Annotated in this window: 28 protein-coding genes; 15 read left to right on the forward strand and 13 right to left on the reverse strand. The window is 45.3% G+C overall.

Annotated elements, in window-relative coordinates; all coding sequences use genetic code 11:
- Positions 1-50: 50 nt before the first annotated feature.
- The 12 genes from LZG75_RS08525 (at position 51) to LZG75_RS08580 (ending at position 10,985) form a co-directional block, all read left to right on the forward strand.
- On the forward strand, positions 51-1,070 hold the full coding sequence (locus LZG75_RS08525; protein WP_370634810.1) for a Bug family tripartite tricarboxylate transporter substrate binding protein: 1,020 nt from the start codon (positions 51-53) through the stop codon (positions 1,068-1,070).
- 28 nt (positions 1,071-1,098) lie between these two features.
- Positions 1,099-1,842, forward strand: a complete 744-nt coding sequence (locus tag LZG75_RS08530) for a 2OG-Fe dioxygenase family protein (RefSeq protein WP_370635192.1) — start codon at positions 1,099-1,101, stop codon at positions 1,840-1,842.
- A gap of 13 nt (positions 1,843-1,855) precedes the next feature.
- On the forward strand, positions 1,856-3,052 hold the full coding sequence (locus LZG75_RS08535; RefSeq protein WP_233924107.1) for a nitrate/nitrite transporter: 1,197 nt from the start codon (positions 1,856-1,858) through the stop codon (positions 3,050-3,052).
- Positions 3,018-5,507: a heavy metal translocating P-type ATPase gene (locus LZG75_RS08540; protein WP_233937248.1), complete on the forward strand. Its 2,490-nt coding sequence runs from the start codon at positions 3,018-3,020 to the stop codon at positions 5,505-5,507. The genes LZG75_RS08535 and LZG75_RS08540 overlap by 35 nt, the downstream gene beginning before the upstream one ends.
- A 19-nt stretch (positions 5,508-5,526) precedes the next feature.
- Positions 5,527-5,715, forward strand: a complete 189-nt coding sequence (ccoS, locus tag LZG75_RS08545; protein ID WP_233924109.1) for a cbb3-type cytochrome oxidase assembly protein CcoS — start codon at positions 5,527-5,529, stop codon at positions 5,713-5,715.
- Positions 5,716-5,827: 112 nt separating this feature from the next.
- Positions 5,828-7,270, forward strand: a complete 1,443-nt coding sequence (ccoN, locus tag LZG75_RS08550) for a cytochrome-c oxidase, cbb3-type subunit I (protein ID WP_233924110.1) — start codon at positions 5,828-5,830, stop codon at positions 7,268-7,270.
- Between the two features lie 10 nt (positions 7,271-7,280).
- On the forward strand, positions 7,281-7,934 hold the full coding sequence (ccoO, locus tag LZG75_RS08555; RefSeq protein ID WP_233924111.1) for a cytochrome-c oxidase, cbb3-type subunit II: 654 nt from the start codon (positions 7,281-7,283) through the stop codon (positions 7,932-7,934).
- Positions 7,935-7,951: 17 nt separating this feature from the next.
- The gene (locus tag LZG75_RS08560) at positions 7,952-8,113 is read left to right on the forward strand and encodes a CcoQ/FixQ family Cbb3-type cytochrome c oxidase assembly chaperone (RefSeq protein WP_255696488.1); all 162 of its coding nucleotides are present in this window, start codon (positions 7,952-7,954) and stop codon (positions 8,111-8,113) included.
- A 2-nt stretch (positions 8,114-8,115) separates the two neighbouring features.
- The gene (gene ccoP, locus LZG75_RS08565; protein ID WP_233924112.1) at positions 8,116-9,039 is read left to right on the forward strand and encodes a cytochrome-c oxidase, cbb3-type subunit III; all 924 of its coding nucleotides are present in this window, start codon (positions 8,116-8,118) and stop codon (positions 9,037-9,039) included.
- A 2-nt stretch (positions 9,040-9,041) separates the two neighbouring features.
- Positions 9,042-10,502: a cytochrome c oxidase accessory protein CcoG gene (gene ccoG / locus LZG75_RS08570; protein WP_233937249.1), complete on the forward strand. Its 1,461-nt coding sequence runs from the start codon at positions 9,042-9,044 to the stop codon at positions 10,500-10,502.
- A gap of 37 nt (positions 10,503-10,539) precedes the next feature.
- Positions 10,540-10,728 (forward strand): FixH family protein, encoded by a 189-nt coding sequence (locus LZG75_RS08575; RefSeq protein WP_233924114.1) that lies wholly within the window; start codon positions 10,540-10,542, stop codon positions 10,726-10,728.
- A complete protein-coding gene (locus LZG75_RS08580; protein WP_233924115.1) occupies positions 10,725-10,985 on the forward strand; it encodes a hypothetical protein in 261 nt (86 codons plus the stop codon). The genes LZG75_RS08575 and LZG75_RS08580 overlap by 4 nt, the downstream gene beginning before the upstream one ends.
- On the opposite strand, the gene LZG75_RS08585 is transcribed toward LZG75_RS08580, so the two are convergent.
- Positions 10,982-11,722 carry a helix-turn-helix domain-containing protein gene (locus tag LZG75_RS08585; RefSeq protein WP_233924116.1) on the reverse strand — a complete coding sequence of 247 codons (741 nt, stop codon included), beginning with the start codon at positions 11,720-11,722 and terminating at the stop codon, positions 10,982-10,984. The genes LZG75_RS08580 and LZG75_RS08585 overlap by 4 nt on opposite strands.
- Positions 11,723-11,772: 50 nt before the next feature.
- Between LZG75_RS08585 and LZG75_RS08590 the strand changes: the two genes are divergently transcribed.
- On the forward strand, positions 11,773-12,492 hold the full coding sequence (locus LZG75_RS08590) for a sulfite exporter TauE/SafE family protein (protein WP_233937250.1): 720 nt from the start codon (positions 11,773-11,775) through the stop codon (positions 12,490-12,492).
- Here the strand turns inward: LZG75_RS08590 and LZG75_RS08595 are convergent.
- Together LZG75_RS08595 and LZG75_RS08600 are read right to left on the reverse strand one after the other, a co-directional pair.
- Positions 12,466-14,109, reverse strand: a complete 1,644-nt coding sequence (locus tag LZG75_RS08595; RefSeq protein WP_233924118.1) for a SulP family inorganic anion transporter — start codon at positions 14,107-14,109, stop codon at positions 12,466-12,468. The two genes, LZG75_RS08590 and LZG75_RS08595, sit on opposite strands and share 27 nt — an antisense overlap.
- Positions 14,110-14,117: 8 nt before the next feature.
- Positions 14,118-14,519: a DUF2177 family protein gene (locus LZG75_RS08600; RefSeq protein WP_233924119.1), complete on the reverse strand. Its 402-nt coding sequence runs from the start codon at positions 14,517-14,519 to the stop codon at positions 14,118-14,120.
- 81 nt (positions 14,520-14,600) lie between these two features.
- Between LZG75_RS08600 and LZG75_RS08605 the strand changes: the two genes are divergently transcribed.
- Entirely contained in the window at positions 14,601-15,041 is a 441-nt protein-coding gene (locus tag LZG75_RS08605; protein WP_233937251.1) for a universal stress protein, read from the forward strand.
- An 11-nt stretch (positions 15,042-15,052) separates the two neighbouring features.
- Here LZG75_RS08605 and ccmI read toward each other — a convergent pair whose 3' ends face one another.
- The 10 genes from ccmI to LZG75_RS08655 form a co-directional block, all read right to left on the reverse strand.
- Positions 15,053-15,898, reverse strand: coding sequence for a c-type cytochrome biogenesis protein CcmI (ccmI, locus tag LZG75_RS08610; RefSeq protein ID WP_233937252.1), 846 nt, complete (start codon positions 15,896-15,898; stop codon positions 15,053-15,055).
- Positions 15,895-16,398, reverse strand: coding sequence for a cytochrome c-type biogenesis protein (locus LZG75_RS08615; protein ID WP_233924122.1), 504 nt, complete (start codon positions 16,396-16,398; stop codon positions 15,895-15,897). The genes ccmI and LZG75_RS08615 overlap by 4 nt, the downstream gene beginning before the upstream one ends.
- Positions 16,391-16,915, reverse strand: coding sequence for a DsbE family thiol:disulfide interchange protein (locus LZG75_RS08620; protein ID WP_233924123.1), 525 nt, complete (start codon positions 16,913-16,915; stop codon positions 16,391-16,393). Before LZG75_RS08620 ends, LZG75_RS08615 begins: the two co-directional genes overlap by 8 nt.
- 10 nt (positions 16,916-16,925) lie before the next feature.
- Positions 16,926-18,860: a heme lyase CcmF/NrfE family subunit gene (locus LZG75_RS08625; RefSeq protein WP_233924124.1), complete on the reverse strand. Its 1,935-nt coding sequence runs from the start codon at positions 18,858-18,860 to the stop codon at positions 16,926-16,928.
- On the reverse strand, positions 18,860-19,336 hold the full coding sequence (gene ccmE / locus LZG75_RS08630; protein WP_233937253.1) for a cytochrome c maturation protein CcmE: 477 nt from the start codon (positions 19,334-19,336) through the stop codon (positions 18,860-18,862). The genes LZG75_RS08625 and ccmE overlap by 1 nt, the downstream gene beginning before the upstream one ends.
- The gene (ccmD, locus tag LZG75_RS08635) at positions 19,320-19,496 is read right to left on the reverse strand and encodes a heme exporter protein CcmD (protein WP_233924126.1); all 177 of its coding nucleotides are present in this window, start codon (positions 19,494-19,496) and stop codon (positions 19,320-19,322) included. Before ccmD ends, ccmE begins: the two co-directional genes overlap by 17 nt.
- A complete protein-coding gene (ccmC, locus tag LZG75_RS08640) occupies positions 19,496-20,236 on the reverse strand; it encodes a heme ABC transporter permease CcmC (protein ID WP_233924127.1) in 741 nt (246 codons plus the stop codon). The genes ccmD and ccmC overlap by 1 nt, the downstream gene beginning before the upstream one ends.
- A 72-nt stretch (positions 20,237-20,308) precedes the next feature.
- The gene (ccmB, locus tag LZG75_RS08645) at positions 20,309-20,995 is read right to left on the reverse strand and encodes a heme exporter protein CcmB (RefSeq protein WP_233924128.1); all 687 of its coding nucleotides are present in this window, start codon (positions 20,993-20,995) and stop codon (positions 20,309-20,311) included.
- The gene (ccmA, locus tag LZG75_RS08650) at positions 20,992-21,645 is read right to left on the reverse strand and encodes a cytochrome c biogenesis heme-transporting ATPase CcmA (protein ID WP_233937254.1); all 654 of its coding nucleotides are present in this window, start codon (positions 21,643-21,645) and stop codon (positions 20,992-20,994) included. Before ccmA ends, ccmB begins: the two co-directional genes overlap by 4 nt.
- Before the next feature lie 11 nt (positions 21,646-21,656).
- Complete coding sequence (locus LZG75_RS08655; RefSeq protein ID WP_233937255.1) at positions 21,657-23,144, reverse strand: M23 family metallopeptidase; 1,488 nt, start codon at positions 23,142-23,144, stop codon at positions 21,657-21,659.
- A gap of 130 nt (positions 23,145-23,274) precedes the next feature.
- Here LZG75_RS08655 and LZG75_RS08660 point away from each other — a divergent pair, with 130 nt between their 5' ends.
- A complete protein-coding gene (locus tag LZG75_RS08660; RefSeq protein WP_233924131.1) occupies positions 23,275-23,523 on the forward strand; it encodes a hypothetical protein in 249 nt (82 codons plus the stop codon).
- Positions 23,524-23,558: the final 35 nt, after the last annotated feature.

The following is a 23,558-nucleotide window of genomic DNA, read 5'->3' on the forward strand; positions in this document are numbered from 1 at the left end:
GGGTTTAATTTACGTATTTATAGTAGGATCTTAACTGAATAGGGGGGCTTATGTATCAAACACAATCAAGCAGGAAATTGTTGAGTAGGCAGTTCAATTTAGGCTTCAGTTTGGCGGCAAGTTTAGGCTTCAGTTTGGCTTTAAGTTTACTGACTGAAACTGTACAAGCCCAGACCTACCCCACCAAGCCAGTGATATTGGTCGTACCGCAAGCGGCCGCTGGCACGAATGATATTGTTGCCCGCTTAATTGCGCCTGCTCTCAGCGAGGCTTTGAATGGTTCGGTGGTTGTTGAAAACCGACCTGGGGCTGGCGGTAATATTGGTACACAAGCAGTGGCCAAAGGCCCTAAAGATGGTTACACCTTGCTTCTCACGATTAATAGTGCGCAGGCAATTAATCCCGCGCTTTATAAAAATCCTGGGTTTGATCCCGTTGCTGATTTTACTTTTTTATATTACCTTGGCGCAACTCCCTACGTATTAGTTTCGCCACCTGGTTCGCCTCTAAAAACGCTGGCCGAGGTAGTAGCGGCAGCGAAAAAGAAACCGGGTGAGTTAGCTTATGCCTCAGCCGGCAATGGCACTATTAGTCATTTATTAGGAGCTATGTTAGCGACGAGTGCAGGCATTGAACTTCAACACATTCCTTACAAAGGAGTAGCCCCAGCGATTAATGATGTCTTAGGTGGGCAGGTTCCTTTGGCTTTTGCTAGTCTCCCTTCAGCCTTATCCTATATGAAAGCGGGTAAATTGCAATCGATTGCGATTAGTTCGGCCAAACGTTCGCCAGCTGCTCCAGATGTGCCAACGATTGCTGAAACCTATCCTGATTGTGTAGGTGAAGTATGGGTTGGCCTCTTTGCACCAACCGGCGTGAATCCAGAAATTGCCAAAACAATTCAAGCGGCTATGGCTAAGGTTATGGCTCGCCCAGATGTGCGAGAGCGTCTAACACAACAAGGACTTGATTTAACACCCGTTACTACCAATAAATTAGCGGGCTTTTTAAAAGAAGAAATAATGAAGTGGGCTCGTATTGTTAAGGCATCTGGGGCGCAACTCGATTAAAGGCGAAGAGATGTCCTAAAATAGGGGGGTGATTCTACAGCCCCCCTTTACACCCGCCAAGCAATTAGTTAAAACTTTACAGCGCCAAAGTTTTGCAGTAGCTGCGCCGCAAGCAGTGGCCGATTACAGCCAACTCTCGCTCTCTGACTTATCCCACCTTCAACAATATTGGCACGATTTACCTCGTGATCCCTATTTGAAAGATGGTGGTCGCTATCGTTTTAGACGGCATGATAGTTATCGAATTCATCAAGGTGCATTAGAGCTTATGCCGCATCGAGCACACTGGCAATCACTTAACTATAACGCTTTGCATGGCGGAATTCACCGGTGGTTTGAGCCGATCGTTAGTGGTTTAGCACGCGATCCAGTGTGGCAAAAACTCCTATGCGCTACCGCAAAAATATTAAGTCAAGCAAAGCCAGTAACTACTTGGTTTGTTGAAGCCCATCAGTTTCGGATTGATACTGCTGAGGGTATTGGTCGACCAACACCGGAGGGCGCGCACCGCGATGGAGTCGATTATGTAGCTGTATTTTTGGTCGATCGTCATCATATTAAAGGCGGTGAGACGCGCATTTTTGAGGCCCAAGGTTCGGCTGGACAACGCTTTACCTTAACCGACTCTTGGTCGTTATTAATGTTAGATGATGAGCGCATGATCCATGAGTCAACTCCAATTCAGCCACTTCAACCCGGGGGCTATCGCGATACCTTAGTGCTAACCTTCAGGGCGCATGGTTTTCAAGAACAAGTTGGCCAAGAGCAATAATTACACCCCGATAATGTTGCTGGCGCAGTCCTGCGCTTTGCTCGGCTTCGCCTGTTATGCCACAACTTTGTTGCCCTTACAAGCCTTGTGGCAACTCAGTAATTTGCAATCCGGCTTAATTGCTAGCGCAATTTTCTTAGGGTATATGTGTGCGGTGCCATTTGCCACTGCCTTAACCGATCGTATCGATGCCCGCAAAATTTATTTTGTTGGTGGCTTGCTCGGGTTTTTGGGTCTTTTGGGTATGGGGTTTATCGCCAATGGATTTTGGTCCGCTGTGCTTTTTATGGTGATCAGTGGCGCTGGGCTGGCAGGTACGTATATGCCTGGTCTGAAAATTCTTTCTGACCGCATTCAACAAGGCGAATTAAGTCGACATATTTCTTTTTATACCGCCTTCTTTGGTATCGGCACTGGCTTATCTTATGTACTTTCAGGCTGGATTTTAGAGGCTCAAGATTGGCAGGCAGTGTATCGATGGATTGCCTTAGGACCACTGGCAGCGACCTTAATTGTTTTATTTTTTATTCCACCTTTAAAGTCCGCAGCAGGGCTGGGTAGTTTAAATTTACATTGGCGCGATTTATTCCCGATTAAAACTTGGCGCTTAGTTTTGCATAATCGCGATGCTGCAGGATACATCTTTGGCTACACTACCCATTCGCTAGAACTATTTGCTTCACGTAGCTGGCTAGTAGCCTTTTTTGGTTTTTGTACACTTGCTTCTGGCAGCAATTTTTTCTTGGCGATTACCACCCTGGCAGGCATGATTAATTTCTTTGGTGTACCCGCATCGATCATTGGTAATGAAATTGCTCTACGCGTAGGTCGAAAAAATTGGATTGCATTTGTGATGCTAGGCAGTGCGGTAGCGGGGATTGCTTTAGCTACCGCTTCAGGACAAGCCTGGTGGTTAATTGTTAGCTTAGCCATTGCCCATGCGATTTTTATTATGGCCGACTCGGCAACGCTAACTGCGGGCTTAGTAATGAGTGCGCCAGAGAATATTAAAGGCGCAGCGATGGGCTTACATTCTTTAATGGGCTTTGGAGGCGGTTTATTAGGGCCCGCTATTTTTGGTTTTGTTTTAGATTTAACGGGTTCGCGTAGCTCGCCAGATGCTTGGATTTGGGCGTATGGCGCAATTGTCATTTGGGGTGTATTGTTCGTGATGTATGAAAAACGCCACGGCTGGAGTAGAAAGCGCTAGGGAGCAGATGGCCGCAGTGCATAACTGCTATCACTGCGGCAGCCTCATTCCTGCCGCTACTTATTTCGTAGCCGAGCTAGGCGGGTTGAAGCAAGTCTTTTGTTGCGCAGGCTGTATGGCGATTGCCCAAACTATTCATGGTAAAGGTCTCGATGTATTTTATGCTCGCCGGATACAGTTAGGTGTCAAACCAGACCAAGCGCTTAGCGGCAATACGATTCCGAATCGTTTACTTGCTTATGATGATCCTACCTTGCTTGCACGCTTCTCGCGCCCAATAGCTGATGGTCTATTAGAAACAACCTTACGCTTAGAAAAAATTCGCTGTGCTGCTTGTGTTTGGTTATGTGATCAGTATTTAAAGCGGCTCCCAGGGGTTCGTGATGTGCAAATTAATTATGTTACGCAAAAAGCCAAATTACAGTTTGACTTAGAGCAATGCAATTTGTCGCACTTGTTATTTGAAATTGAGCGGATTGGATATTCTGCTTGGCCATTCGAACCATCGCAAACAGCGGATTTAGGTAGAAGAGAGCGACGCCAATTACTTACGCGGCTTGGCGTGGCCTTATTAGGTATGATGCAGGTGATGATGTATGCTTGGCCAACCTATACTGGGACGGGCGATTTAAGCCAAGAATACGGTGCCTTATTGGGCTGGGCGAGTTGGGTTTTAACCGTGCCTGTAATTCTTTATTCTGCTGGACCGATTTTTCTTGCTGCTTGGCGAAGCGTACGACTTTTCCCGCAAACCCATATATTGGGTATGGATGTGCCAATTGCCATTGCTTTGGGCTTAGCGTTTTTTGCTGGCACCTTGAATTTATTAACTGGTAATGGCGCAAGTTATTTTGATTCGATCACCATGTTTGTGGCTTTTATTTTGAGCGCGCGCTATGTTGAACTATTAGCCCGGCAAGATGCCCAAAGCGGTGCCGAAGCTTTAGCAAAACAATTACCTGCTATCTGTGAAAAATATTTACACTATCCAGACTCCTTAGAGTTAAAAGAAGTGCCAGTAGTGAACTGCCATCAAGGTGATTTTATACGAGTATCACCAGGCGAGATTATTCCAGCCGATGGAGTTTTAATAGCCAATGAAACCGAGATTAATGAATCTCTATTAACGGGGGAGGCACGGGCGATTAGGAAAAAAATTGGCGACCCTCTTTACGCTGGAAGTCATAATATTTTGAATCCTTGCATCATGCGGATTGATACAGTAGGTCAAGCTACACGCATTGCAGGTATTGCTGCCTTATTAGATCAGGCTTTATTAGCCAAACCTCATTTAGTTAGCTTGGCAGAACGCTGGGCGAGCCATTTCATTCTATTTTTGCTTGCGACTGCTCTGATCGCTTCTGGTCTCTGGTTTATATTTGATCCTAGTAAATCATGGACCGTCTTAGTGGCGGTATTGGTAGCGAGTTGTCCTTGCGCACTGTCGTTGGCAGTGCCAACGGCGATGGCTGCAGCCCAAGGCGCCGTAACAAAATTGGGCATCCTCATCGTGCGCGGGCACGTCATGGAAAGCTTGGTTGAGGTAAGTGATTTAGTAATAGATAAAACGGGCACCTTAACTTTGGGGCAGCCTGAATTGCAAACTATTCGAGTGGCGCGAGCTGACTTTTCTGCTCACCGCGCTTTAAGTTTGGCGGCCGCAATGGAGGCAGGGCAAACGCATCCATTGGCCCTCTCACTCTTACGTGCGGCAGCAGTAGAAAATCTGCCCGTCCAAAATTTACCCCTCGCTTCGGTCGGCGAATTGGGGCGCGGTTTACGTGCGGGCGAATATCGCCTAGGTAGCGCGCTTCATGTTGGCCTGGATCAACAAATAGAAGCTGATCTTTTGGAGCGACAATCTGGCGAACACGGCAAAGTTTACTTGGTCGATGGACAGGGATTGATTGCGACTTTCTTATTTTTAGATACCCCCCGTCCAGGAGTACAAGAATTATTGTCAGCCGTACAGCAAAGAAAGATCACCGTCCATTTAGTTTCTGGAGATGATGCTCAGACTGTCGCTTGGTGGGCAAATTATTTTGGCATTACGAATTTTTCTAGCGCGGCTTCACCCGAGGGAAAATATGCTTATGTCGCTAAGCTACAAGAACAAGGGAAAATAGTGTGGGCGATTGGTGATGGCGTAAATGATGCGCCCCTATTAGCGCGTGCCAACGTTTCAGTAGCAGTAGGAGCCGGTGCACCCCTGATTACAGCTGGGGCAGATGCTATTTTAACCGCTAACTCGCTCGAGCCTTTGGTTTATTTACTACGCAGTGCCATCAAGACGCGTCTCATTATTAAAGAAAATATCGCGTGGGCTTTGTTATATAACGTAGTCGCTATTCCAGTTGCCATGCTGGGTTGGGTTAATCCCTGGGTAGCGGGCATTGGTATGTCGCTGTCATCATTGTTTGTGACCTTAAATGCTTGGCGATTGCGTAAAACCTAAATCAAGCTAGACTAAGAATATGGAAAGCTTATATTTGTTGATTCCCTTCTCACTCATACTGATTGCCTTATTAGCCTATTTATTTCATTGGTCGATTAAAAGTGGGCAGTTTGATGATATGGATGGGCCAGCACAGGCCTTATTAATGGATGAAGATGTGCCTAAACCCACGGCAGATCAGCAAGATCGGCAGAATCTGCCAAGTTAGTCGTTTTACCCGCCACCGTTTTGATCTAGATCAACCTACACTCGGCCGCTTAATTTGATAATTCAGAGGAATTATTAGATTGCGTGAAGTATGGGTTAACTAGGGAGAAACCATGGGCACTGCCGTGGATAACAGTCAGACATCATTTAATTACAAAATTGTGCGGCAATTTGCCTTGGTAACGGTTTTATGGGGCATTGTCGGAATGTTAGTGGGGGTATTAATTGCTGCCCAATTGATTTGGCCTGAGATTACCTTTAATATTCCTTGGCTTAGTTATGGTCGTTTGCGCCCTTTGCATACCAATGCGGTGATTTTTGCCTTTGGTGGATGCGCTCTCTTTGCCACTTCTTACTATATTGTTCAGCGCACTTGTCAAACCCGCTTATTTTGCGATAAGTTAGCGGCATTCACATTTTGGGGTTGGCAATTAGTGATTGTTGCTGCAGCAATTACTTTGCCCTTGGGGATTACTACCTCGAAAGAATATGCTGAGCTGGAATGGCCCATCGATATTTTAATAACCTTGGTGTGGGTTGCTTATGCAGTAGTATTTTTTGGCACTCTGATCAAGCGTAAAACTAAACATATTTATGTTTCTAATTGGTTTTTTGGCGCTTTTATTTTGACGATTGCGATTCTACATCTTGTCAACAACGTTGAGATGCCAGCTAGCCTATGGAAGTCTTACTCAGCTTACTCTGGTGCACAGGATGCCATGATTCAATGGTGGTATGGGCATAATGCAGTCGGTTTCTTTTTAACCACTAGTTTTTTAGGCATGATGTATTACTTTATTCCTAAAGCCGCTGAGCGCCCCATTTACTCATATCGCTTATCAATTGTGCACTTCTGGGCGTTGAATTTTACGTATATGTGGGCTGGTCCACATCATTTACAAAATACCTCCTTACCCGATTGGACGCAATCATTAGGCACGGTATTTTCATTAATTTTATTGGCACCGTCATGGGGGGGCATGATTAACGGCATCATGACTTTGTCGGGCGCGTGGCATAAATTACGCAGTGACCCAATTCTGAAGTTTTTGGTTGTCGCCTTATCTTTTTATGGCATGTCAACTTTTGAAGGCTCGATGATGTCCATCAAAACCGTCAATGCTTTATCGCACTACACCGATTGGACAATTGGCCACGTGCACTCTGGAGCTTTGGGCTGGGTGGGCATGATTAGTATTGGCTCCTTGTATTACATGATTCCGCGACTCGTCGGGCAAAAAGATATGTATAGCGTGAAGTTAATTGATTTACATTTCTGGATTGCTACAACAGGCGTGGTTATTTATATCGCTGCAATGTGGATTGCGGGAGTCATGCAAGGTTTAATGTGGCGGGCATTCGAGCCCGACGGAACTTTAACCTATAGCTTTGTGGAAAGTGTCAAAGCGACTTATCCCTTTTATGTCATTCGTTTAATTGGCGGTATTTGTTATTTAAGCGGCATGCTGCTGATGGCTTACAACGTATTTAAGACGGTCTATCGCAAGCCCTGTATTGACGCCATTATTCCAGTAACCACTCAATTAGCTCACTAAGGAGGCGAGAATGTCTGAACATCACCCATTTTTTTCGCACGCCACGCTAGAGCGTAATGTCGGTTGGTTAATCGTTGCCACGATTTTGGCTGTCGCTGTAGCGGGCTTGGTGCAGATTGTGCCCTTGTATTTTCAGCATTCCACCACTACACCTAGCGAAGGCATAAAACCCTTCCCCCCACTCAATTTAGCTGGTCGAGATATTTTTCAGCGCGAGGGCTGCTCTAATTGCCATTCACAGCAAATTCGCTTATTACGTTCTGAGACTGAACGTTATGGCCCCTATTCCTTGGCGGGCGAATCGGTATACGATCACCCGTTCTTGTGGGGGAGCAAACGAACTGGCCCTGATTTAGCTCGGGTTGGCGGCCGTTATTCTGACGATTGGCATCGTATTCATTTACGCAATCCGCGGGCGGTTGTACCCGAATCAAATATGCCAGCATATCCGTGGCTAGAAAATGCCCCTGCAGATGCTGATTCAATTCAATCCCACTTAATTGCACTGCGTCGAGTAGGCGTTCCTTATACCGATGAGCAAATTGCGAATGCACCCAAAGATTTGGCAGGTAAAACCGAAGAAGACGCTTTGATTGCATATTTACAGGGCCTGGGTATTAATCGGCGTGCGATTCCATTAACTAAAACAACGGCCAATAATTGATCGGGAAAGACATAAACATGGAACAGATTTTCCCCTATATTTCAGCGATCACTAATCTCATCGGCATCCTACTTTTTTTAGGTATTGTTTGGTGGGCTTATTCCGCAAAACGAAAAAAAGCGAATGAAGCATCTGCTGAACTACCGTTCGACCTTCCCGACGAATACCGCAAGGACTAATCATGAGTGATTTTTTAAGTGCTGGTTGGAGTATTTATATTGCCTCGATCACGATTATCGGCATTGTTTGGTGTATCTGGTTATTATTTTCTCAGCGTAAGGTTAAGGTTAAGTACAACGCTGACGGCTCTGTAGCCGATACTGGTCACGTGTGGGATGGTGATTTACGTGAACTCAATAATCCTTTGCCACGTTGGTGGATGTGGATGTTTTTATTGTCATGTATTTTTGGCTTAGTTTATTTAGTGCTATATCCAGGACTGGGTTCAATGCCTGGTATGTTGGGATACACCACCGTAAGTTCACACCAAGAATCGGTCATCGAGGCAAATAAAGAAGTACAACCCCTCTATACTAAATACATGGCGATGGATATCGCTCAAGTGGCTGCCGATCCAAAGGCGCATGATATTGGTCAGCGTTTATTTTTAAATTATTGCTCCCAATGCCATGGCTCTGATGCAGGGGGTGCTAAGGGTTTCCCAAATTTGACCGATGGTGATTGGCTTTATGGCGGTAGTCCAGAGGCAATTAAAACGACTATTAAGCAAGGGCGCGCAGGCGTGATGCCACCTTACGCCCATTTGGGTGCGGCAAAAATTCAAGAACTCGCTATTTACGTACGTAGTCTTTCTGGTTTAACAGTAGATGCCGCCAAAGCCAATTTAGGCGCCCCAATTTTTGCTGAAAATTGTGTCGCTTGTCATGGCGCTGAGGGAAAGGGCAATCAATTACTAGGCGCACCGAATTTAACCGATAAAACCTGGTTATATGGTAGCTCACAGGCTACTATTGAAGAAACCATAAATAAGGGTCGCAATGCCTTAATGCCAGCTCAGGAAAATAATTTAACACCTGAAAAAATTCATTTATTAACTGCCTATGTATGGGGCTTATCTAATCTCAAGCCAGCCTCAACTAAGTAGCAGTGCCCACTCCATTAACGCCTAGAAAGGCTATTCCGATTGAGATCGTAGAAGAATCTCTTTACGAAATCAGGCAAAAAATTTACGCCAGATCAGTATCAGGCACGTTTGCACGGTGGCGGATTTATTTTGTTTTTCTCACGCAAATTCTTTTTTATGGTTTGCCGTGGGTGAGCTGGAATGGTCGCCAAGCCGTTCTATTTGATTTAATTCAACGTAAGTTTTATATCTTTGGCTTAGTGTTATGGCCACAAGACGTGATTTACTTAACCCTATTACTGATTCTTTCGGCTTTAGCACTATTCCTCTTTACCGCCGTTGCGGGACGCTTGTTTTGTGGCTATGCTTGCCCACAAACCGTCTATACCGAAATTTTTATGTGGATCGAGCGTCAAGTCGAGGGCGATCGCTTCGCGCGAATACGGTTGGATGGCGAGGAATGGCCATGGAGTTTGCATAAGTGGCGCTTAAAAGTAGTCAAGCACAGCCTATGGTTAATCATCGCCTTCTGGACGGGTTTCACCTTTATTGGTTATTTCACCCCAATTCATGAGCTTAGTGGTGCCATTCTCACCTTGTCCTTAGGTCCGTGGCAAGCATTTTGGTTGTTCTTTTACAGCTTTGCAACTTGGGGAAATGCAGGCTTTATGCGCGAGCAAGTCTGCAAATACATGTGCCCTTATGCGCGCTTTCAAAGTGTAATGGTCGATAAAGATACTTTTGTGGTGACCTACGATAAATTACGTGGCGAACCCAGAGGTAGCCGACATAAAACTACTGATGTCGTAGCCGAGGGCTTAGGAGACTGCGTAGATTGCAGTATTTGTGTGCAGGTATGTCCAACTGGCATCGATATTCGCGATGGCTTGCAATATATGTGTATTGGATGTGGTGCCTGTATCGACGCCTGCGACTTAGTGATGGAAAAGATGCAATACCCAAAGGGTTTAATCCGCTACACCACTGAGCGAGCAATGCTTGATCATGAAACCAATCAAAGTGCCATACGACATATTTTACGGCCCCGCGTTATTTTCTATACCCTTTTCATTGCTGCTTTATCGGCCGCTTTTTTGTTTTCTCTCTTTACTCGAAATCCACTGCGGGTAGATGTCATGCGTGATCGCGGTGCATTAGCTCGTGAAGTTGATGGTGAGCGAATTGAAAATATTTATCGCATGCAGATTATGAATTCATCGGAGCATCCGATGACAGTTAATTTAAAGGTAAATGGTCTAGAAGAGCTAAAAATTTTAAACTCTCAAAATAAAGAAATAACTGAAATTAAAGTAGAGCCCTCAAGTAATTTACTCATGCCAATTAAAGTGAGTTCAAAATTAGGAAAAATTGAAGCAGGAAATTACCCCATTCATTTTGCAGTCAACGCGTATGAGATAGAGGATGATGCAAAACGTGTACTACGGCAGCGGGATGAAAAATCAATTTTTATTATTCCCCATTAAAAATTTTATCGAAATCATAATATTGAGAGGAAAGATGATGACAAACGAAATAGCCATAACGCCCTGGTGGAAACAAAGTTGGCCCTGGTTTTTAATTAGCCTGCCAACTATTGCAGTAGTTGGATGCTCGATTACGATTTGGTTGGCCTTTAGTCTGTATCCTGATGCACCTATCCGGGATGGAGTGGTTAAACAAGGCTTCAAAGTTGAGCAGGTTGCAAAATGAAATTCCGCATACTGATCTGGATACTGTGGCCAGCTTTTTTGGTTGCGGGTTTAGCTGAGGGTTTGCTCTTTAGTTTTATTCGGCCCGAAGATTTAATTTTCTTTGGGCACCACTTAACCCTCTCCGATGAGGGCATTTATTCGCTTGGGTTTTTTCTAATCTGGGGTTTTTGCGCTTTATCGAGCGCCCTCAGTATTTATATTTTGCCAAGCAAAGATGCTCATGGCAGCTCTGAGCAAGATTCAGGTCTTATTTAGCAGGGCGTTTTGATGGTGTTTAAATGGAGGGGATTAGGTTGACCAGCCAACTCATAGAGGCCATCCATATCAATTAATTTCACATGTCTTTGTTGTAATTGAATGAGGCCAGATTCAGCAAAACGAGAAAACATACGACTAACCGTTTCAAATTTAATACCCAGGTAACTGCCGATTTCTTCACGACTCATGCGTAAGGTAAATTCATTATTGAGATAACCGCGGGCTGCCAGGCGCACTGAAAAATTAATTAAAAACCCGGCTAATCGTTCCTCGGCTCTTAAGCTGCCAAGCGATAAAAGGTGCCGCTGATCTTGGGTTAATTCGCGGCTCATAATACGGTGGAACTGCTGTTGTAAATTGGGAATTTGGTGGGCAAGGCCTTCGAGTTCATGAAAATCGATAACACAAGCTTCACTTTCTTCAAGGGCAATGGCATTTAATTGATATTGGCTTTCACCAATGCCATCAAGTCCAAGCATTTCGCCTGGCAAGTGAAAGCCAATTATTTGTAAACGACCATCGGGCAGGGTATGTTCGGTTTTTAATGAACCAAAACGGAGGCTGTAAACCGCGCTTAAGGGGTCGCCATGCCGATAGAGAGAATCCCCTTTTTTAAGGTGAAGGCGTTTATCTACCAAGGAGTCTACTCGCCCAATATCAGCGGGAGAAAGCCCTACCGGCAAACAAAACTGCCCAAGTACGCAGGTCGAGCATTTATTTTTAAGCTCTTTCATTCCCCCTATTCTATTACGATAGACCCTATGCCGAACCAACTTAAAACCTCGTGTTAACCACTAGCCTATTATTAGCGATTTTTCTGGGTTCTTTACTCAGCGGCTGGCATTGCGCCTTGATGTGTGGGGGGATTGCCGCCGGAATTGAAGGCGGCGCTGAAAAACCGTTACTAAAGTCGTCAATCCAGCGTTTATGGCAACAACAGCTCATTATGCATTTCGGGCGCATGACAACTTATGTGCTCTTAGGAGCCCTGGCAGGAGGTATTGGGGCGGCGTTATGGCAACAAAATTTCATCCCCTTGCAGCGGCCTTTATTTGCACTTGCTTCCAGTATTTTGATTTTTCTTGGGCTACGGCTGCTTTATCGAGAAAAAGCCAAGGTTGGGCTTGCCGGTCTTTGGTTTGGGAATCATTTGGCTCGCTATTGGGCCCACTATTTAGGGCGCCAGGCAAGTACGCCAGCCCGCTGGTTTAGTGGCATGTTGTGGGGCTTAGTGCCATGTGGTTTGGTCTATAGTATTTTGCCCTTAGCTTTTTTATCGGGTTCACCCCTGACTGGGGCAGCATTCATGTTAGCTTTTGGCTTGGGTACTTTGCCCAATTTATTACTAATCACTCGGTTTTCAGCTGCCTTAGTGCAATTTAGTCACTATCCTTGGGTACGAATCTTTGCGGCCAGTCTGTTAATTGTGAGCGGTATATTTGGTTTTTATCGTGCTTGGACGCTACCCGAAGCGCTCTTAAAAGGTGGCTTTTGTTTTACTTAATGCGAAGTGAATGCCCTGCGCTAGATCGGGATAAAAATATTCTGCCGGCATCAGCTTAAATAAATCCATCCGTTGAGCAATATCATGAGGTTGGTTATTCAGCCCACAGAGAATGAAGTGTACCCCTGCCTGTTGGCAGTGGCGATAAAGCTCGAGAAGGGCATCCATGCCTGAGCTATCGATATAAATAATATTTTTTAGATCAAGGATTAATATTTTTTTTGGTAGTTTAGTTTCAAGTCGTTCAATGAGCTTAACTGCGCCAAAGAAAAGTGCGCCATACATGCGGTAAGCGGCGACTTCACCTGTCAATGGCTTGAGTTCAGGGTGCTCCTCTAAATTCACTGCCTCAGAGCGCGAGAGGTTTGACACGCGGTAAACAAAAGTTAGGAGCGCACAAAGCAAACCTACTTCAAGAGCAACCGTTAAATCAACTACTACCGTGAGGATAAAAACGCTTAGCAAAGTGATACGGTAGGGTAGGCGAAATTGCTTAAGGTAAATTAACTTACGCCATTCGCCCATATTCCATGCTACATACATCAAGATAGCCGCCAAACAACCGAGCGGAATATTTTGTGCTAAAGGGGCGGCAAATAAAATAATGAGTAATAAAGTTAAGGCATGGATCAGGCCAGCTAGGGGTGTCGTGCCGCCGCTTTGTATATTGGTAACGGTGCGGGCAATAGTTCCAGTAGCTGGCATCCCGCCAAAAAATGGTACGACACAGTTAGCCATGCCCTGGGCCATTAATTCTTGATTTGAATCATGACGTTGATGAATTAAGCCGTCAGCAACTCGAGCACATAGCAGTGATTCAATTGCTCCTAATAGCGCTAAAGTGATTGCTGGTGCAATCATTAATTGAGCGCTATCCCAATTCACTGCGATCAAATCAAATTGCGGTAGGCTCGCTGGGATTCCGCCAAAGCGACTGCCAATCGTCGCGGTGGATAAATTAAAAAAACTGACTGCCCAAGTTGCGCTTACCATCACTACAACGGGACCTGGTAAATGCCTAAACCAACCGAAATGATGATGCAAGAAGCGCCAAGCAATAAGCAGACCCAGACTCGCAACTGAGACACTTAGGGTAATGGGATTGAAGGTATTTAAGGCGCTAAAAATTGCGCTCATCATGCCGAAAAATTGCGCTGGCATTTTCTCAATAGTCAGGCCGAAGAAATTATTTATTTGCGACAGGGCAATTAACAGGGCAATCCCATTTGTAAAGCCGACGATGACAGCGATGGGGATAAAGCGTACCAAGGTACCTAAGCGGAAGAATCCCATGGCAAACAAGAAGATGCCAGACATAAAGGTGGCGATAAGGAGGTTAGCAATACCGTAGCGATCAACGATGCCATAGACGATGACGATGAAAGCGCCGGCTGGTCCGCCAATCTGCACTCGACTACCGCCAAATAGCGAGATCAAACCACCACCAATAATGGCGGTGTAAATACCAAGCTCTGGTTTGAGGCCGCTGGCAATTGCAAACGCCATTGCTAAGGGGAGGGCAACAACCCCAACCGTAATACCAGCCAAAATATCTTGGGTAAAAAGCCTAAAGTTATAGCCAGCAAATGATTGTAATAATTGCGGGCGATAGTGCATTTAGTAAATTAAGCCAATTTATTGACTACCCAATAAGCAAAGGTAGAGGTAATCGCGGTTACAGTACAACCCCATGCAATATCAATAAAAGCCAATTGCGTAGGAAAATCGCGCACCACTGCTAAATTGGTTAAATCGTAGGTCATATAGCAAAAGAAGCCGAAAAGGGCGCCCATACCTAAGGCATAAAGCCATGATTCTTTAGAAAGGGCTGGTCCCACAACAAAAATACAAACGCCTAGAGCGTAAAGGACGTAAAAGGCGAGCCCCGCCCCTAGTTTCGGGTCTGGTGACATGAGCCCCCCCATTTGGGACTGGTAGAGGTTTTTGGCAATGCCGAGCAACCAAGTGAGGTCAAGGGCCAAAAGAGTGATAAAAACCGCAAAATACGTGATTAAATACTTGAGCAATTCAGTTCACCTTTTTAGCTGTTGATTAGTTAATAAGAGCATTATCATAGATGTAGACTTGTTACTCAAAGGGGAGTGTGTATGTTTAAGCAATTATTGGTTCCGATTGACGGCTCTGAGCTGACTAAAAAGGCCCTGAAAAAGGTCGCTGTTTTAGCTAAGGCCGATGATGCTAAGGTTGTTTTAGCCTATGTATCTGATCCAACCCCGCCGATGGTTTATGGGGATAGCACCTTAGGCTATGGTTTTACGCAGAAAGAGCATAAAAAAGCCTGCGATGCCTATGCTAAAGCGCTCTTTAAAAAAGCCCTACCAATATTAGGAATAGGGCTTAAAGCGAGTACATTGCATTTGTATCATCCCAATTTAGCTGAAGGCATATTAGACGCGGCCAAGAAAGCCAAGGCGGATGTCGTCGTCATGGCATCTCATAAGCGCACCGGCATTAAGGGTATGTTGCTTGGCAGTGAAGCTCAGGAGGTGATCGTTCATGCAAGCTTGCCAGTGTTAGTTTTAAGCTAATTTAGCGCGCTTTATTTTTTAGCGGCGGCATTTTTTGCCGCCGTTATATTTTCTGCCATGCCTTTAGCAAAATCACTTTCTGGTGGTGCGAGTGCATAAGCTTGTTGCCAGTATTTTTCAGCTTTAGCAAAATCCCCTACTTCAAAATAGGCTGTACCAGCTAAAGCAAGCACTTTCAAGTTTTTTGGATCAAGGACTAACGCTTTCTGAATTAATTGCAGCGGCTCGCCCTTGGTGCTGCGATTTTGAAAGGCAAGTAAGTCAGCGTAATCAATTAAGAGCTGCGCATCATTGGGAGCTAACGCTACCGCCTTACTATAAGCTTGTACAGCTTCTGGCAGGCGCTGCAAAGCTAGATAAGAGCGGGCTAGCATTTGCCAGCCTTGGGCATTATTGGGCTCAGACTTCAATTTTTCGGCCAGACGCTCAACCATTCCTTCAATATCTTGTTGGCTCGGAATATTTTGGGTCGTACGCTGCGGAGCGTCTATGGCGAAAGGGCTGCCTACAATTAAATAAAGGCTTAAAGCGAGAATAGGTAAGCCAATACTAATGAGCAAGACCGGTATCAGCATCTTTATTTTTTTTGTCGCCGGGCTTGGTAAGTCTGCCGCTATGGCTCGCTCTTCGAGGAGCACACGTTTGGCAATATCAGTTTGGGCCAGCTCAAGTTGATCGCGATCGATACGTCCATTACTAAAATCAATGGTCAACTGTTGCAATTGATCGCGCAAAATAGCCAGATTATCAGCTTGATCGCCCGCGTTAAAAGTGGCCGGTTTTCTAAAGGGCAAAACCAATACAAGAATTGCCAGCGTGACCATTCCTAGTGCAATAGCAAAAAATAACCAAGTCATGCTTGATCCTTAGGCTGAGCTAGATTATTTTGCGTACCATTATTGAGTAATGCTTTTGCTCTAGCGAGGTCTGCCGCAGAAAATTGCTGTTCACCAAGTAATTTTTTGCGCACCTGAATTTGCCGCCACAAAAAGAAAAACGCTAGTAATAAAATAGCAAAAGGCCCGAGCCATAAAAACCAAGTACTGGCTTTTAATGGCGGCTTGTAGAGTACAAAATCACCATAGCGCTGCACCATATAGTCAAGAATTTCTGTTTGGGTTCGGCCTTGGGTTAACTGGGTGCGGATTTGATTTTTGAGATCAACTGCTAAGTCGGCATGCGAATCGGCAATCGTTTGATTTTGACAAACTAAGCAGCGTAACTCATTGGCAATGATATTCACTTGCGCTTCGAGAGCAGGATTAGTGCTGAGGGGTTGTGCAGCACTTGGCGCTTGTGCTAAACAACTAACTTGCCAAGCATAAATCAAGAGTGCGACTGAAATCACTTTACGCATTTAATTTCCGAATCAGTGGCAAAATTTTGTCTTGGAATATTTGTGGTGTTAAGGGGCCAATCTGTTTATAGCGAATAACGCCATTTCGATCGATGACAAATGTTTCGGGCACGCCATACACACCATAATCAATTCCCACTTGGCCTTGGCTATCCGAAATTGAGAGGACATATGGATTCCCACGCTCTTTAAGCCACAACTCGGCATCAGCTACTTTGTCTTTGTAATCTAGGCCAATCATCGGCACTAATTTTTGTTGGCTAATCGTCATTAATAAATCATGCTCTTCTCGACAAGCTACGCACCAAGATGCCCAGACATTGAGCAGCCAGACTTGGCCACGCATTTGTGGCGGGGAAAAGCGGAGTGTTTCATTACCTAAAACACCTAAAGTAAAGTTTGGAGCTGGCTTATCAATTAGGGGTGAGGGTACTTCGCGGGGATGAAGTTGTAAACCCAAACCTAAAAATCCTAAGAGTAGGACAAAAATTGCTAGAGGGATTAGAAATCGCTTCATGATTTAGGGGTCAAGACCGTTTGCGATAGCGGCGATCGGTAATAGCCAGTAAACCGCCTAAGGCCATCACAAAACACCCACCCCAAATCCAATCAACAAACGGCTTAATATGAATGCGCACACTCCAGTCGCGCTCGTTGAGTTGCTCGCCAAGTGAAATATAGAGATCACGACTCAAGCCAACACTAATAGCCGCCTCGGTCATTGGCATTTGACTGGAATCATAGAGACGTTTTTCTGGCGCCATCATGGTAATAACTTGGCCATTTTGTGTGACGACAAATTGACCTTGCATGGCTTGATAGTTTGGTCCTTGAAGTGGATTTAAGGCGCGCAATTCAAAGTCATAGCCGCCGAGTTGGGCGCTGCTACCCACGGTCATGCGTAAATCTTGTTCACTTTCAAAGCCCCGCACGCCAGTGACGCCGATGATAAAAAAAGCCACTCCAAGGTGCGCCATGACCATGCCATAAAAGCTGGCTGGCTGTGCTAGTAAATTTTGCCACCAGCTTCGTTCAGCAGTACTACGCGCACGCTCAATAAGTTGTACCGTACTGGTGGTGATAATCCAAGCTGCTAAAAATAATCCAAAACCAATCAGTGGTGTCCAGCCACGCAAAATGAAAGGTGCAATGACTGCAGTGAGTGCACTTACTGCCGCGGCCCATTTGAGTTTTTCAGCAATATCAAGGGGAGCCGATTGCCGCCAACGAGTCATGGGCCCAATGCCGATGAGAAAGAGTGCGGGGGTCATCAAGGGCAAGAACACGGCTTCAAAATAGGGTACCCCCACCGAAATTTTGCCTAAGTTCAGTGCATCCAGAATCATTGGGTATAAGGTGCCGAGCAATACTGCGCCGGCTGCTACTAAAAATAAAACATTATTTGCTAGCAACATACTTTCACGCGAAACCGTGGCAAATGAGCCACCGATGTTAGCTTTGGGGGCGCGCCAAGCGAAGAGAAGTAAAGAACCGCCAATGACGACTGCCAGAAAGCCAAGAATAAAAATACCGCGTTTAGGGTCGGTGGCAAAAGCATGCACTGAGGTAAGTACACCTGAGCGGACTAAAAAAGTGCCCAATAAGGATAAAGAGAAAGCAATAATGGCTAAGAGCGCAGTCCACATTTTGAACCCACCCCTTTTTTCAGTCACCGCTAACGAGTGAATGAGTGCCGTACCCACTAACCACGGCATGAAAGAAGCATTTTCTACTGGGTCCCAAAACCACCAGCCACCCCAACCTAATTCGTAATAGGCCCAAGCACTGCCTAAGGCAATGCCAATGGTCAAGAAACACCATGCTGATGTAACCCATGGTCGTGACCAGCGCGCCCATGCAGCATCAAGACGCCCTGATAAAAGTGCAGCGATAGCAAAGGCAAAAGCGACTGAGGAACCCACATACCCCATATACAAAAAAGGAGGATGCGCAATCATGCCAGGATCTTGCAACAGTGGGTTAAGGTCTTTTCCTTCCATGGCTGCTGGTAAAAGGCGCATGAACGGGTTAGAAGTTAATAATGTAAATAGCAACACACCTACGCTGAGTAAACCTAAGACAGCCAAAATTCGGGCAACCATTTTTTGGGGCAGGTGCTTGGAAAAAACTGCGACTGCTAAAGTCCAACCAGCGAGCATTAAAGCCCACAATAAAATGGAGCCCTCATGGCCACCCCACACTGCACCAATACGATAAATTGTGGGCAGCAGTGAATTCGAATTTTGCGCCACATATAAAACAGAAAAATCATTTTGAATAAAGGCAATCATTAGGCAAATAAAAGCCATCGCTACCCAAATAAATAAAGCGATCGCGGCCGGTCTGCCGACGAGAGTAAGAGAGGGGCGGTTGGTTTGCGCTCCAATGAGCGGCAAGACGCCTAATATGAGTGCTGTTATTAAAGCTAGAATGAGCGCCAGCTGACCTAATTCAGGGATCATTAGCGGAAACTTCCTGCGGGTGCGCTCAAGGTTGGCGCAGCTTGAGTTTGATGGCTTTGGGCTTTTTTCAAGGCTTCTGCTGCTTCAGGGGGCATATAGTTTTCATCGTGCTTCGCGAGTACTTGATCGGCGATAAACATGCCTTGATTATTTAGGCGTCCTTGGGCTACCACACCCTTACCTTCCTTAAAGAGGTCTGGCAACATTCCCTCATAAGATACTGGGGTTTCATTAACTAAGTCGGTGACAATAAAATTAACCTTGAGTCCGGCAGGGTCACGTTGTAAGCTACCTGCCTTAACTAAGCCACCAAGGCGAAAGGCTTTATCGATGGGCGCCTCTTGCGCGACAATTTGGCTTGGGCTAAAAAAGAAGACCAAATTACTTTGAAAGGTTTTAAAAACCAAAAAGGCGGCAACGGCAAGGCTAATGAGGCCAATAACAATTGCCAGTAGACGTTTAGTGCGGGGTTTCATAGCCCCTTATTTTGCCTAATTTTTCGCAAGTTGCTTTTCTGCTGCGAATCAGGCCAATCCATTCCCCAATAAAGAGCATGAAGGTGACGCCAAATGACCACCAGACATAGGCGCCATAGCCTCCCATCGCGAAAAATTCACTAACATTAGTCCAGTACATTATTGCGCCTCTTTCATGACCCAAGCAGTATGCTCTTCACGTTCTAATACCAGTGTGCGGCAGCGATAAAAGCTAGTAGCAATGGCATAAAGCCAAAATGAGCCCGCCATGAGCAGCATGCCAAGCAGCATTTGACTTGCCATCGACGGTGCTTTTGTCATACTAATGGTCGCGCCTTGGTGCAAGGTATTCCACCACTTCACCGAAAAATAAATAATAGGCACGTTAATCACGCCAACTAAAGCTAATACCGCTGCACTGCGATCAGCTCGCCGCGGGTCATCAATTGCGGCATGAAGTGATAAGAAGCCAAAATATAAAAATAATAAGATCAACTCAGAAGTTAAGCGCGCATCCCAAACCCACCAAGCGCCCCAAGTGGGCTTACCCCAAAGCGCACCAGTAAACAAAGCAATAAAAGTCATGAGGGCACCAGTGGGTGCCAATGATAAAGCCAGCATGCTAGCTAAGCGAGCATTAAAAATTAAGCCAATAGCCGCCCAGAAAGCAACGAGGAGATAAATGAACATCGACATCCAAGCGGCGGGTACATGGACAAAAATAATGCGGTAGGCGTCTCCCTGTTGGGCATCCGTGGGGGCAACTAAGAGTCCAACATAAAGTCCAGCAAGCCCAAGAAATAATGCGCCTGCTGCAAACCAAGGGATCAATTTGCCAGCCAAGCCATAAAAGGGTTGGGGTGCTGAATACTTGAACCAGTTGATATTTCTGAGGGGCAAAAGGAAGTGCTTTCTATAAAATTGAAATGGATTGAATGGTATAGGGAATTTTAGAACGATTATTCGATCCGTTTATTCCACTGCAATACGCAAGCTCAGGGCAGCAGCTAAAGGGGCAAAAAATAGGCTAAGCACAAAAAGGGCCCCTAATAAATAAAAATGACCCGCCACGGGTAGCCCAGATTGATGTGCCTCAACTGCCCCTGCACCAAAAATTAAGATTGGGATTAAAAGCGGCAAGACTAAGAGAGATAACAGAACACCACCCCCCCGGGTACCTAAGGTTAGGGCCGCACCGATGGCGCCAATCAGGCTAAAGATAGGCGTACCTAATAGCAGTGAGAGAAAAAGAATCAACACACTTTCAGCCGAGAGGTTAAATTGTAAGGCCAGCAGTACTGCAGCAAAACTCAGCAAGAGCCCTGAACTAATCCAATGCGCAATCATTTTTGCTAGCACTGCTAATGGCAGAGGAATCGTACCCAAGAGGAGCAGATCAAGCGTGCCATCTTGGAAATCATCAGCAAAGAGACGATTTAAAGAAAGCATCGCTGCAAGTAAGGCTGCAATCCATAACATTCCAGAGGCAATTTGCTGTAGTAATTTGGGCTCTGGTCCCACCCCCAGGGGGAATAAACTAGCGACAACAGCAAAGAAAAATAGGGTTGCAAGGCTATCATTTTTCCGTCGCCAGACTAAGCTTAAGTCGCGTTGAATCAGCGCGGCCATGGCAGTAAAGAGACTGAAGATATTGGTCATAATTCAATACGTACTAGTGCATTGGGCTGCTGAAGCAGAATTTCTTGATGACTACTCAGAGCCACTATTCCACCCAACTGAAGATGTTGCTGAATACATTGTTGTAAAGCGTCACTGGCATCACGATCAAGCGCATTAAAAGGCTCGTCTAATAGCCAAAATTGTTTACGCGGCTGAAGTTGAAGTTGCGCTAAGGCGATTCGCTGTTTTTGCCCTTGAGATAAGGTGCGAACCATTGTATTCCGGAGGGCTAATAATCCCACTTTCCTAAGAACATCGTCTACCTCAGAAATTGACAAGGCATCTTGGCGACAGAGTGCAGCGCTCAGCAGATTTTCAGCGGCGGTAAGATCACCCTTCAGTGCTGGCACATGACCAAGATAAATCAATTGCGCATTAAATTGTTCGGCATCAGTACGAATTGCCTGCCCTGACCATTTTACTTGCCCGCTACTGGGGCTAAGCAGCCCACATAAGATACGGAGCAAACTGGATTTACCTGAACCATTTTTACCCACAATATGTAGTAGCTGACCTGGTTTAATTAACTGGGTTAACTCAGAAAAAAGTACTTTACCCTCCCGCGTACCAGCGAGGTTCTCCAGCAGTAATGATTGATCGAGATAAGTAGATATAGGGCTAGTTGGCATAAGGAAAATAATTAACTGCCAAAAAGTAATAGTAATTTAGTGAATTGTCCGCTATCACTATTTAACATGGTCCATAAGTCGAGTTGTAACTTAGGATTGTATGGATTGAGGTAAACCCCATCTTTGCGTAATTCAAAATGCAAGTGGGGGCCAGTTGAGCGACCTGTATTGCCGACATAGCCAATTTCAAAACCGCGCCGAACTTCGTTACCTACATCTAATTCCGCATTGAAGTTGCTGAGGTGGGCGTAATACGTTCGATATCCGCCTGGGTGTTCTAAGATAATCAGATTACCAAAAGCCCCGTTATAGCCGCGCGCTACAACCTTGCCAGTAGCCACGCTAAAGACGGGCGTACCAATAGGGGCAGAGTAATCAATGCCCATATGCGCTCGATACCTCGAGTTAGTAGGTGGCGCTTGTACAGTATTATTTTTTCTAGTTACGGCAGGCACTTTTTTCCGCCCTGCAGGAACCATTCCCACTCCACGCGAGATGCGCCGATAACTGAGGGGATTAGTCCACATGGTTCGTTCTATCGATTCACCATTAGGGGTGTAAAAGCCTCCGGGGAGCTCGTTGCGATTGAGCCAAAAAGCACTAGCCAAAACCTCTTTTGTGCTTGGGGCAATAATTTCCACCGCCCAAATTTGCGCCCATTGCTCGCGATCGCCATAATCTACGATCACGCGGACGATGTTATTGGTTTGTTCTGTGATGTTATTTTCTTCGGTATAAATTTGTTTCACCACAGTGTTTAATTCCCAGACTAATTCAATTGGTAATTTATTTTCAACTTGATTTGGGTCATAGAGAACCGCCTTTAATGGGATTTCAATTTCAGTTAAGCGCCCCAATTCATTCACTAAAGGCTCTTGTTGTAATAAAAAACCATCAAATGCTGAGGGTGTAAAAGTCCAAATTTCTGTTTTAGAGTCACGTTCATTACCCGTTAAAAGACTTAAGGACTCGAAGCGATTTCGCTTCCCAAGTGCTAAAGCATAGGGAATGCAATTTCCCCTTACGCGGGCAAAAAAAGCATTAGCCTGGGTTGCAAAAAAAGCATTGAACAGTTTATTTTCAACCCCAATTTGTTCTAGTAGTTGGCCATCGAAAAAGTTACGGCGGGCACAGCCACGTTCTACCCGGTAATCTAAATTCCCGGCGCCAGTAATGAGCACATCATCTTGGGCATTTGAATCCACTAAAGCACTATTCAGCTTGCGTACTTCTAGACCCGTTTTAGAGCGATCTTGAATGCCGCCAGTTTGAGGGTTAACGCCCTTATTCGCTTTCGCTGTATTACTTGAGTTAATAGTGGGCTTTCTTTCTTTAACAACAATAGGAGCCCTTTTTTGATTAGGGTTACCTTCATTAGACGCAACTGAGGGTTTGTTGGAAGCTGGGGTTTGAGCGAGCGCAGCCCCCATCAATCCACATAAAACAAGCAGTAAGGCCTTGAGTCTAAAAACGCGCAGGGTATGGAGAAGTGCAATCACCGCTAGATTATCTAATATTGTTAGACTTGGGCTAGTTATTTTTGCTGTGCTGCAACATTTTAGATAGCTATAGTAGGCATAATTACCTACATAGTTCTACCTAGTACCCTCGTTGCAAAAAGGATGTTAAATGCGCAAATACCTCGGTTTAGTAGTACTGATTGCCGCTAGCAGTTATCTACCAAGTGGATTAGCTAAAACGTGTGCCGCCAGTGCAACTGAAAAAAAATTAACCGGCGCGGCTAAATCGAGCTTTTTAAAAAAATGTGAAAAAGATATTAAAGCGGCTTGCGAGGCGAGCGCCAATGAAAAAAAATTAACTGGTGCAGTACGGCATAGTCATGTGCTTAAATGTAGCAAGGATGCGGCGAGCCATTAAGCCCAATTCGCGTTTTAAATATGGCTACAATAAGT

It is taken from the genome of Polynucleobacter sp. IMCC30063 (genome assembly GCF_021395235.1).
GTDB lineage: Bacteria > Pseudomonadota > Gammaproteobacteria > Burkholderiales > Burkholderiaceae > Polynucleobacter.